Raw genomic sequence first — 12,552 nt, 5'->3', positions numbered from 1 at the left:
CACTTTTTTTAAATATACCATCTAGGGTATATAGGATTATTCCCAAAGTACCTAAGCTTGCTCAATGTAGATTTAATTGAATAGTATTTTTCAAGTCGTTCATTTACTATTTTCCAGTTTATATTTTTTATAAATACTTCAATGTATTTTTTTCTATCTGTCTGAAAATCTATGAAATAGGCATGTTCATATACATCCATAACAAGTAAAGGATAACAGTTCCATAAGGCTCCAACATCATGAGCATCAGAACCTATGATATGGAGCTTATTATCTATAGGATCTATGATTAAAATAGCCCAACCTCTCATGGAGAGCCCTACATTCGTTAAATACTCTTTGAAATTTTCAAAGCTTTTAAAATCCCTCATTATTAAATTAAGTATTTCACCATAAGGTTTTTTAAAACTATTGCATATATTTTCAAAATATAACTGGTGGAGGGTAATTCCATCTAAAGCATAAGTTTCTCCTAACTTAAGACTTCTCATATTGCTATAAGTTGAATTACCTTCACCATAGCTTCTAGCATCTACAGGAAAGTTCCAGAGTTCGTTTAATTTCTTTACATATCCAGAATATAATTTATAATGCTGCATTAATTGATCTTCAGTAATACCTTTTACAGTAGAAAAATTAAAATTCATAGGCTCTAATTTAAACAATGAAAAAATCTCCTTAAAATTGCTTACTCAACTTTTATATTACAGTTTATTAAAGTACTATATAAATTGTGATATTTAATTGGCAATATATAGTTTTACATCTAAAGGTTCTATATGAAGATTTAATTCATTATTTAGGATTTCTATTTTATCAGAATTATTTAGGAGATTAGTTAAGAAGCTATAATTAAGATTGTTCATACTTATCTTAATATTATAGTCTTTCGTTGGATTTTTATTTACTATTATAAGACAGAAAGAATTTTCACAAGAAATATTAAATTCATCTGTATTATTATCTATATAACGAAAATAACCATATACATTATCATAAAAGTACATTTGTTTCCATTTTCCTGTTCTCAAAGCTTTGTTATCATTTCTTATATGAATTAAATTTTTATACCAATTTAATATTTCTTTATTTTCAAATCCCCAAGGGTAGGTAGCTCTATTATAAGGATCTTTAAGCCCTTCAAGTCCTGCTTCATCTCCATAATATAAGAGAGGAACTCCTGGAAATGTAAATTGAATTAATGTCATTATTTTTAATAATTTAAAACATATATCATCCAAATTATCAGAGGAATTTACCATATAATTATTAGCAGTTTGCTTGAGTAATGTGTAGATTCTTTCAACGTCATGACTTCCAATAAGATTGACCAAAGAGTAAAAGTTATGACGAGGATAATTTTCATATAAACTCATAAATTTATTGCTCAAAGTTTCAGCATTTATATTATTCCACAGAAAATTTAAAAGGTTGTCTCTAATTAAATAGTTAGTTACAGAATCCAGTTCTTTTCCTAAAAAGTATTGTCTTCTTTTGCTATAGCTTATTTTATTTGAAGCATCTTCCCATACTTCACCTATAACTATTGAGTCTGAATTTGCATTAGAACTCACCTTTTTTAATTCTTTTATGAATTCATCAGGAAGTTCATCTGCTACATCTAATCTCCATCCTTTTACTCCAGCCTTAACCCAGTGATTTATAACACTGTCTTCATCTTTTATGATGTAGTTTAAGTAATCTTCATTTAGTTCATTGACATTTGGTAAGTCCGAGACTCCCCACCAGCTTTCATAATCATTTGGATAGTTTTTAAAGTTATACCAGGAATAATACTTGGAATCCTTTGATTGATATGCTCCTAAGGAATCATAATTGTCATATTTATTGAAATATAAGCTATCAGAACCTGTGTGACTGAATACTCCATCAAGAATTATATTTATACCTCTTAAAGAAGCTTCTTTTACAAGAAGTTTAAATAATGCTTCATCACCAAACATACTATCTATTTTTTTATAGTTGCCAGTATCATATTTATGATTGCTGCGTGCTTCAAATATTGGATTGAAATAAATAATGTTTATTCCTAAATTCTTTAAATAATCAAGTTTTTTAAGAACACCCTTCAAGTTTCCTCCATAAAAATCCCATCTTAATATTTCATTTGTTTCTGGGTTTCGTATATACATAGGTTCATCATACCAATTACCATAAATAAAAGTATTTTTTTTAGGATTCAATATAGAGTTATCATCAGTACCATTAAAAAATCTATCCACAAATATTTGATAAATTGTAGAGTTTTTAAACCAGTTAGGTGTAGCATATCCTTTTTCGAAAACTGTGATTTGATAAGGAAGAGGAGAACTTTCATAAAGATCTCCTTTTCCACCAGATAATAAGGAGTTATTTCCATAATAAATAGCTTTATTATCTATCCACACTTCAAAATAGTAGAAAAGTAAAGAAGGATTTGCTGGAGATTTTAAATTAAAATTAAAGACAGTTTTATCATTTTCTTTAAATTCAAAGTTCATAGGATAATAATTTTTGTTAAAATCATCAAATAGTACTAGGCTAACATTATTTATATAAGAATTTGTACTTATTTCAATTCTAAGAAAAATGTTTTGTTCACATTCAATTGCCCCAAAAGGATATCTAAAAAAGGAATCCCAGGAATTGTGTAAAATTGAAATTGAGCTCATTTAGTGACCCCCCAATTTAATCAAGTGCTTCACTTTTTAAATACACTTTTTTTATATTCCATATTTCATCAGCGTATTTTGCTACAGTATTGTCACTGGAAAAAACACCTGAATTAGCAATATTTATTATACTCATTTTTTGCCATTTTGATTTGTCAGCATAAAGTTGATTTATTTTATTTTGAGCATTTACATAGGCATTAAAATCTTTTAATACAAAATACTCGTCATTTTTAAATAATAGGTTATCATATATATCATTAAATTCATAATTAGATACATTTAAAAATCCATTTGTAAGCTGAGTTAAAATTTTGTTGATTCTAGTATCATTATTAAAGATATCTCTAGAGTGGTAGTTATTATTTTTGTAAAGTTCAATTACTTCATTAGCAGTTAAGCCAAATATTACAATGTTATCTTCTCCAACAGCTTCTTTTATTTCTACATTTGCTCCATCTAAGGTAGCTATGGTAATAGCACCGTTCATCATAAATTTCATATTTCCTGTGCCAGAAGCTTCTTTGGAAGCTGTTGAAATTTGTTCGCTTACATCTGTACAAGGAATAAGATTTTCTGCTAAAGAAACACTATAATTTTCAAGAAAAACAACTTTAATTTTATCTCCTATACTAGTATCATTATTTATTTTATCAGCTACGCTGGTTATTAATTTTATAACTTGTTTTGCCAAGTGATATCCAGGTGAGGCTTTGGCAGCAAATATAAATGTTCTTGGAACTATATCTAAATTTGGATTTTCTTTTAATCTATTGTATAAATCTAATATATTTAATACATTTAAAACTTGCCTTTTATAAGCATGAAGTCTCTTAGCTTGGACATCGAATATAGAATTTGGATTGATATTAATATTATATTTATTTTTTATGTAATTTGCTAAAATTATTTTATTATCTCTTTTAATATTTGCAAATTTATCTTGAGTTGAGCTATCATGTATAAAGTTTTCTAGTTTTTTCAACTCTAAAGGATGCTTAATCCAATTTGTACCTATAGTTTCATTAATTAAATTAGTAAGCTTAGGATTTGACTCTATAAGCCATCTTCTATGAGTTATACCATTAGTTTTATTATTAAATTTTTCAGGATAAAAATCATAGAAGCTTTTAAGTTCCTGTTTTTTTAATATTTCTGTATGAAGCTGTGCAACTCCATTTACTGAATGACTTCCTACAATAGCAAGATAAGCCATTCTTATAGTACCATTGGATATAATGGACATTTCATTTACTTTATCCCAATTTCCATTATATTCATCAAAAACTTCTGCACAAAACCTTTTGTTTATTTCTTCTATAATCATATAAATTCTAGGAAGTAGCTTTTTAAACATATCAATAGGCCATTTTTCTAAAGCTTCAGCTAAAATAGTATGATTAGTGTAAGCCATGACATTAGTAGTAATTTTCCAGGCTTCTTCCCAACACATTGATTTTTCATCAACTAATAATCTCATTAATTCTGCAATGGCAACAGATGGGTGAGTATCATTTATATGTATAGCAATATATTCATCCAACTTATTTAATGGTAATCCCATTTTTTCATATCTTCTCAATATGCTTTGAAGTCCTGCACTTACAAAAAAGTATTGTTGTTTTAATCTTAAAATTCTTCCTTTTTCATTTGAATCATCTGGATATAGTACTTGAGTAATAGATTCTACTGAATATTTATATTCTACAGCTTTTAAATAATCTCCATTACTAAAGGAAGAAAAGTCAAAATCTTCACCAACAGTTTCTGCACTCCAAAGTCTTAAGTTATTTACAATATTGTTATTATAGCCAACAATAGGTATGTCATAAGGTACTGCAAGAATAGGCTCATAATTTTGGTGTATCACTTTAAATTTACCGTTTTCTTCAATGAGATCAATATTTCCGCCAAATTTAACTATAACAGATTTATGAGGTTTTTTTGTTTCCCAGACATAACCCTCTTTTAACCAATTGTCAGGAACTTCAACTTGATAGCCATCTATAATTTTTTGTTCAAATAGTCCATGTTTATATCTTATACTGCAACCATGACCTGCAATGCCAATTGATGCCATTGAATCCAAAAAACAAGCAGCTAGTCGTCCTAGACCACCATTTCCAAGTCCGGCATCTTTTTCAACAGATAAAACTTCATTAAAATCTATGTCAAGGTCTGTTAAGGCTTCTTTACAAACATCTCTTATACCAAGATTAATTAAGTTACTTTCAAGAAGTCTTCCTATAAGAAATTCCATTGAAAAATAGTAAACTTGTTTTTGTTTATTGTTTAAATAATATTTGTTTGTTTTCATTAAGCCTTCAGAAATATAATCTTTTACTAAATAACCTAGAGCTGTAAAGTAATGATACTTGTTTAATTCACTTATATCTTCTGCATACAAACTCATTAATTTTTGCTTAAAAGTATATTTTATGAATTCTTTATCTAAAAACATCTTTAATCACCTCGTATAAATAGAGTTTTTGTTATTAGGTGAAACCTGCTGTTCACCATCAGTGAAATTATATGATTACTATGTCAATGTTTTGTATAAATCTATATAAGTTTTTGCGGAATTTTTCCAACTGTTATCTTGAAGCATTGCTCTTTTCATAAGCTTATTCCAGGCTTTTTTGTCATTATATATTTTTAGGGCATATTTTATTATGTCTAACATTTCATAAGAATCATAGTTTTTAAAGGAAAAACCATTACCATCTTCTGTATATTCATTATAAGGAATTATAGTATCCTTTAGTCCTCCTGTTTCCCTTACTATTGGAATTGTTCCATATCTTAAAGAAATTAATTGACTTATTCCACAAGGTTCAAATAGAGAAGGCATAAGAAACATATCAGAACCTGCATATATTTGTTGAGCTAAATGATTATCAAATTTTATATTGGTTGAAAGCTTCGAAGGATATATGTGTGAAAAATATTGGAATACATCTTGGAAACATTCATCACCAGTACCTAATATTACAAGTTGAATATTCATAGTAAGCAATTGTTCAATTACTGAAGCAACTAAATCTAATCCTTTTTGTTTTACAAGCCTTGATATTACAGCAATTATTGGTATATTTTCATTTTGAGGAAGGTTTAATATTTTTTGAAGTTTTGTTTTATTTTTTACTTTATTATAAGTAGTTGATGAATTGTATCTATAGTGTATGTTTTTGTCTGTATTAGGATTAAACATTTCATAATCTATTCCGTTGACAATACCATGTAGTTTGTAATTTTTACTACATAATAATCCATCTAAGTCTTCTCCGTAGAAAGGAGTTTTTATTTCTTCTGCATAAGATTTACTTACAGTAGTTATTATATCTGAAAAATTAATACCAGCTTTCATAAATGAAATTCCATCATAATATTTAACTGCGTCTTCGTTAAAATATTCTTCTCCAAGGGAAAGTAAATCCCCTAAATTTTCTTTGCCAAAAACTCCTTGATATTTTAAATTGTGAATTGAAAAAATAGTTTTAGTGTTCATAAATTCATTTTCCTTTTTATAATGTTCATTTAGTAAAACAGGTATCATCCCGGTATGCCAATCATTGCAGTGTATTATATCTGGAACGAAATCACCCATGAATTTCATAGATTCTAAAACAGCTCTACAAAAATATGAAAATCTTTCACCATCATCAAAAAATCCATAAAGATTATCTCTTCTAAAATAGTATTCATTGTCTATAAAATAGAAAGGAACTCCATTAAATTCATAATAGTCTAGTCCACAATACTTATTTCTCCAACCAACAGGTACAGTGAAGTTATTTATATGTTCCATTTTTGACTTGAAATTTGAAGATATACTTGAATATTTGGGAATTATAACTCTAGCATCAATTCCTAATTCTCTCAAGGCTTTAGGAAGTGAGTAAGCTACATCACCAAGACCACCTGTCTTTATGAAAGGATGGGATTCTGCTGCTGTAAATAAAATTTTTAACATATTGTTTCCTCCCCTATAAAAGATTTAGTTAGAATTTAAAACACTATTTTTTTCTACAACTAACGGAAATTCAGATGTCCCTTGAATTTTTACATTTTTTCGTACTAAAACATCCTTGTCCAGTATTACGTTATTTAAGTAGGTACCCTCTTCTATTGTACAATTTTGAAATATTATGCAGTTTTTTATTATAGCATTTTTTGATATATGTACTTGTCTTGAAATAATACTATTCTCTACAGTACCTTCTATGACACAACCGTTGGCAATTAATGAATTAGATACAGATGAGTTTTTTACATATTTTGTAGAAGGTTCATTTTTAGGTTTAGTATATATAGAACCATTTTTGTAAAAAAGCTCTTTAAGCACTTTAGGATTAAGTATATCCATATTAGCATCATAGTATTGATTTATTGAATTAACGGATTTCACATATCCTTTAAATTCATAGGCATTTACAGTATATCTATCTATATTTAAATATATGCATTCATATAAATTTTCATATATATCAGATTTAGCAAGCTCATATAAAAAGTTAAACAACAATTCCTTTTTCATTAGTATTATATCCATAGAAATCTTAGCTTCTTTGTTTAAGCCGATGTTATTTCGTATGCTAGAAACTTTACCTTCTTTGTTTATATTTATAATATTACAGCCATGAGTGTAGGTTTCTGCGTTTTGTACATTTTTATAAACTATTGTAATATCACTTTGAGATTCCTCATGATTTTTTATAATTTTATCAATATCGATATTGCATATCATATGTGATTGACATAATATAACATTTTGCTGTTTGCTTATACTAATATATTCTATAAAATTTTTTAATAAATTTTCATTTTGCTGATAACGGTATTTTGAATAAGAACTAAATATAAATAATCCATCTACATTTCTATTTAAATCCCAAGAACGTCCAGTTCCTAAATGGTCAATTAAAGAGTGAGAATTATTAGGTGAAAAAATACCAACATTTCTTATACCACAGTTAACTATATTTGAAAGGATAAAATCAATGATACGATACCTTCCATAAATGGGTATTGACGCTAGAGGTCTATTCTTAGTTAAGTTTCTAATGTCTTGCTGATGTTCGTTTAACATTAATATTGCCATATATGAGTTTTTTATCATGTTCAATCACCTCTTATAGTTATAAATTTGCACCTATTTCTTCTTCTTCACCAATAAGGATAATTTCATTTGAATTTGCTACAATATTGTTTTTTCTTATGATACTGTTATTTCCTATTATTGCTCTATCTATTATTACATTATCTTCTATTATTACATTAGGTAAGATTACGGAGTTAATTATCCTTGAATTTTTACCAACATGAACACCAGGAAATAGAATAGAATTTAATACATCTCCTAACACTACGCAACCATCAGAAATTAAAGAATTTTCAACCTTAACACCATTACCAATGTATTGTGGTGGGAGTGTGGAATTATTCGAATAAATTTTCCAGCTTTTATCATATAAATTGAGTTGGTTATTTTCTTTTAATAAATCCATATTAGCTTCCCAATAGCTTTCAATAGTACCAACATCTTTCCAATATCCTTCAAATGGATATGCAAATAGTTTTTTTTCTTTCCTAAGTAAAGCAGGAATTATATTTTTTCCAAAGTCATTACTAGAGCTTGGATTATTTTTATCTTCTTTTAAAAATTCCTTTATTAATTTCCAATTAAAAATATATATTCCCATGGAAGCCATATTATTTTTAGGTTCTTTAGGTTTTTCTTCAAATTTAACTATGGCATTATTTTCATCAGTATTCATTATTCCAAAACGATTTGCTTCTTCCAAGGGCACTTCTATAACTGCTATAGTTGCATCTGCCTTTTTTTCTTTGTGATAATTGAGCATATCTGAATAATCCATTTTGTATATATGGTCACCAGATAGTACAATTATATATTCGGGATCATAATAATCTACAAAACTGATATTTTGATATATAGCATCAGCTGTGCCATTGTACCAGTTCATTCCTGATTGATTTACGTGAGGAGGAAGAATTGTTACGCCTCCATTCATTCTATCAAGATCCCAGGGGCTGCCTATACCAATGTGATTACCTAAAATTAAAGGTTGATACTGAGTTAATATTCCAACTGTGTCAATACCAGAGTGGGTACAATTACTTAAGGTGAAATCAATTATTCTATATTTTCCTCCAAAAGGTACAGCTGGTTTAGCGTTGTATTTAGTTAAGTCCTTTAGTCTAGTACCTTGTCCTCCTGCTAGTAGCATGGCGATAATTTCTTTTTTTATCATTAAAACCCCTCCTAATAGCATTTAAGCTAAGGTGTATTTTCTTTATAGAGTATTTACTTTTTAATAATTTTTTTGTTTTTTTAACATTTTTAAATACTGGTTTAATAAAGATTACTGATAGTGGTGGTATTTTTATTTTTATGCAAAATGGTTTGGCATTCCATTTTTCCATCACTGGATTAATAATTTCATTATTTAATTTATTTGAACCTCCATAAATGCTATTATCACTATTAAGAATTTCTCTATATTGAGTTAGTCTTGAAACTCCAATTTTATAATTTTCATATAAATTTGATGAAAAATTACATATAATAATAGTAAAGTTATTTCCATTAAATCCTTGTCTTATAAAAGAAATTATACTTTGATTGTTATTTGAGGCATCTATCCAGTTAAATCCATGAAAATTGTGGTCTTGCTGCCATAGTGAGCTTTCGTTTATATATATATGATTTAAATCTTTAACATATTTTTGCATTTTGGAATGCATAGGATAAAGCAGTAGGTTCCAGTCTAATGCAGAATTAAATTTCCATTCATCAAATTGAGCAAATTCATTTCCCATAAAACTTAATTTTTTACCTGGGTGACCTATCATGTATCCATAAAAGGCTCTTACACCTGAAAATTTATCTTCGTAAGTACCTGGCATTTTATTTAAAAGAGATTTTTTACCATAGACAACTTCATCATGAGATATAGGGAGTATGAAGTTTTCTGAGAATGTATACATTATTGAAAATGTGAGTAAATTGTGATTAAATTTTCTTTGTGATGTGTCTAATTGCATATATCGTAAAATATCATTCATCCAACCCATATTCCATTTATAATTGAAACCAAGACCACCATCATAGTCTGGACTTGTGACCATAGGCCAAGATGTTGATTCTTCTGCAATTACAAGAGCATTTGGAAAGTGTTTAAATATGGCTCTATTAAGCTTTCGTAGAAAATCTACAGCTTCAAGATTTTCTATTCCGCCGTACTTATTTTTTAAATTTGGGTTTCCCTGCTTACCATAATCTAGATAAAGCATACTTGCTACTGCATCTACTCTTATACCATCTATGTGATACATTTCAAACCAAAAAATAGCACTGGATATTAAAAAATTTTGAACTTGTGTTTTACCTAAATCAAAGTTAGCAGTTCCCCAGCCACAATTTTCTCTTAGATCTTCATTATCATATTCATAAAGATATGAACCATCAAACTTAAATAACCCATGTTCATCTTTGCAAAAATGGCCTGGAACCCAATCAATAATGACACCTATACCATTTTGGTGAAATTTATCTATAAAGTACTTAAAATCTGATGGAGTGCCGAAACGGCTAGTTATAGAATAATATCCCGTTGCTTGATATCCCCATGAAGCATCAAGTGGATGTTCTGTAATAGGAAGTAATTCTACATGAGTATAACCCATGTTCAATACATAAGGAAGGAGTAAATCAGCTATTTCTTTATAAGAATAGAAATTATTTTTTTCATTTAAGTTCCAAGAACCTAAATGCACTTCATATATATTTAATGGAGATGAAAACGTATTTTTTTTATTTTCCAGCCATGATTTATCATTCCAAACATAATCATCTTTAATATTTGTAACAATTGAGGCTGTATTAGGTCTTAGTTCTGAATAAAAAGCATATGGATCTGATTTTAAAACAGATTTACCATCAGGCATTAAAATTGCATACTTGTATAACTCTCCTTCCATAACATCTTCTACAAATAGATTCCAAAATCCGGTATTATGTTGTTTTTTCATAAGGTGGTTTTTCCCATTCCAATTGTTAAAATCACCAACAACACTAATATTCACAGCATTAGGTGCCCAGACTCTGAATAAAGTTCCTGAAGTTTCTTTTAATCTTATAAATCTACTTCCGAGAAATTTATAGGACCTAAAATTTTCTCCATTATTAAATAAATATGTTTCATAAGAATTTACATTTAAATTTAACATAGTTAAGTATCTCCTTATAAAGTGTTATGTACTATAAATAACACTACACCATATTTTGTTAATTATTCAGTTGAATAGTATTTATATATATGGGTAAATAATACATATTTTTTAGATAATTGTCAACATTTTTCTAGAGATTATGAATTCATTTCTAATAAAAAATATTTACAAAATTAATAATAAACAGTTCATTATCATAGATTATAAAGTATAATAAAAATTATTAAGTTATAAGGGAGAGGAGATATAAATGCAAAGAAAATTAGTGTTATCCATAATAGTGATGACTATTTTAATGGCTATATTTTCTGTATCTTTGAAGATTACAGAAGATGTTAATAATAAAAGGTTAGTTCAAGAATATACATATTCAACTAGAACAGTTGGAAATATTGATACGTCAATTGCACCTCCAACACAGAAAGCTATAGAATATCATAATAAAAGAGTGAATTTATGGATTTTTAATATAGCTATGAGTCTATTAATTCCTATAGTCTTTTTATTTTCAGGGTTATCAAGTTTTACAAGAAATTATTGTTCAGGCAAGAGTAAAAATTTACTTATAGTTATGTTCTTATATTTTTTGATATATTCTATAATTAATACAATCATAAACTTTCCTTTGGACTACTATAGTAGTTTTACTCTGAAGCATTCTTATGGACTTTCGAATCAAAGTTTTATCAAATGGGCTGAGGATTACTTTAAAAACTTTGCTATTTATACCTTGGTTGGAGGTTGCTTTATTTCTGTACCCTATTTATTTATAAAAAAATTTCCAAATTACTGGTGGTTGAATTTAGGATTGCTATTAATCCCTATAATTGCTTTTGTAACTTTTATAAGTCCAATGTATATTGATCCTATTTTTAATAAATATGAAAAAATTCAAGATACCACATTGGAAAGAAAAATATATGAGGAGCTTGATAAAGCATCTATAAAAAATTGTAAGGTTTATCAAGTAAATAAAAGCGTAGATACGAAAGAAATGAATGCTTATATGACAGGAATTTTTAATACAAAAAGAATAGTACTATGGGATACTACTATTAAGAATTTAACTGAAAGAGAAACTTTGGGAATATTAGCACATGAAATGGGACATTACCTAATGGGACATGTATGGAAGTCTATAGTATTGGGTGGAGTATTGAGTGTATTTATTTTTTATCTTGTAAATAAAGGTTCAATTTGGGTTATAGATAAATCGGGAGGAATTTTTGGATTTACAAAGTTATATGATATAGCATCACTTCCACTTTTGATATTAATGCTAAATATATTTATGTTTATAGCACAGCCAGGAATTAATAGTTATACTAGGTATACAGAAAGAGAAGCAGACAGGTTTGAATTAGAACTTACAAAAGATAATGAAGCTTCGGCATCTGCTATGATAAAATTGCATGAAACTAGTTTAGTACTGCCTTCTCCAGGTATAATATATAAATTATGGAATTATGATCATCCAACCTTTGAAGAAAGAGTAAAATTTGCTAACAGTTATAAACCTTGGGAGCAAGGCAAAGCTCTTAAATATGATAAATATATTAAGTAAATTTTCATCATTGAAACCACTGAGATTTTGTTATATTCTAATATTATATTAATTAAATAG

Annotated in this window: 8 protein-coding genes; 1 reads left to right on the top strand and 7 read right to left on the bottom strand. The window is 27.8% G+C overall.

Translation table 11 applies throughout. The annotated features are described in order from the left end of the window. Window positions 1–8: 8 nt before the first annotated feature. The 7 genes from EG57_RS0212620 to glgB form a co-directional block, all read right to left on the bottom strand. Window positions 9–665 carry a superoxide dismutase gene (locus EG57_RS0212620; RefSeq protein ID WP_032077566.1) on the bottom strand — a complete coding sequence of 219 codons (657 nt, stop codon included), beginning with the start codon at window positions 663–665 and terminating at the stop codon, window positions 9–11. A 75-nt stretch (window positions 666–740) separates the two neighbouring features. Further along, the gene (locus EG57_RS0212615; protein ID WP_032077565.1) at window positions 741–2,672 is read right to left on the bottom strand and encodes a glycoside hydrolase family 13 protein; all 1,932 of its coding nucleotides are present in this window, start codon (window positions 2,670–2,672) and stop codon (window positions 741–743) included. 16 nt (window positions 2,673–2,688) lie between these two features. Continuing rightward, complete coding sequence (locus EG57_RS0212610) at window positions 2,689–5,133, bottom strand: glycogen/starch/alpha-glucan phosphorylase (RefSeq protein WP_032077564.1); 2,445 nt, start codon at window positions 5,131–5,133, stop codon at window positions 2,689–2,691. Window positions 5,134–5,211: 78 nt separating this feature from the next. Continuing rightward, window positions 5,212–6,645 carry a glycogen synthase GlgA gene (glgA, locus tag EG57_RS0212605; protein WP_032077563.1) on the bottom strand — a complete coding sequence of 478 codons (1,434 nt, stop codon included), beginning with the start codon at window positions 6,643–6,645 and terminating at the stop codon, window positions 5,212–5,214. A gap of 24 nt (window positions 6,646–6,669) precedes the next feature. Beyond that, entirely contained in the window at window positions 6,670–7,791 is a 1,122-nt protein-coding gene (gene glgD, locus EG57_RS0212600; protein WP_032077562.1) for a glucose-1-phosphate adenylyltransferase subunit GlgD, read from the bottom strand. 19 nt (window positions 7,792–7,810) lie between these two features. Further along, complete coding sequence (locus EG57_RS0212595) at window positions 7,811–8,947, bottom strand: glucose-1-phosphate adenylyltransferase (RefSeq protein ID WP_032077561.1); 1,137 nt, start codon at window positions 8,945–8,947, stop codon at window positions 7,811–7,813. Beyond that, window positions 8,895–10,925: a 1,4-alpha-glucan branching protein GlgB gene (glgB, locus tag EG57_RS0212590; protein ID WP_032077560.1), complete on the bottom strand. Its 2,031-nt coding sequence runs from the start codon at window positions 10,923–10,925 to the stop codon at window positions 8,895–8,897. The genes EG57_RS0212595 and glgB overlap by 53 nt, the downstream gene beginning before the upstream one ends. A gap of 253 nt (window positions 10,926–11,178) precedes the next feature. Between glgB and EG57_RS0212585 the strand changes: the two genes are divergently transcribed. After that, on the top strand, window positions 11,179–12,492 hold the full coding sequence (locus tag EG57_RS0212585) for a M48 family metallopeptidase (protein ID WP_032077559.1): 1,314 nt from the start codon (window positions 11,179–11,181) through the stop codon (window positions 12,490–12,492). Window positions 12,493–12,552: the final 60 nt, after the last annotated feature.

Origin of the sequence: Clostridium drakei, assembly GCF_000633595.2 — a bacterium.
Classification (GTDB): Bacteria; Bacillota; Clostridia; order Clostridiales; family Clostridiaceae; genus Clostridium_AM; species Clostridium_AM drakei.
Note: the sequence above shows the minus strand (reverse complement) of the source record. Positions and strands in the feature narration are given on the sequence as shown.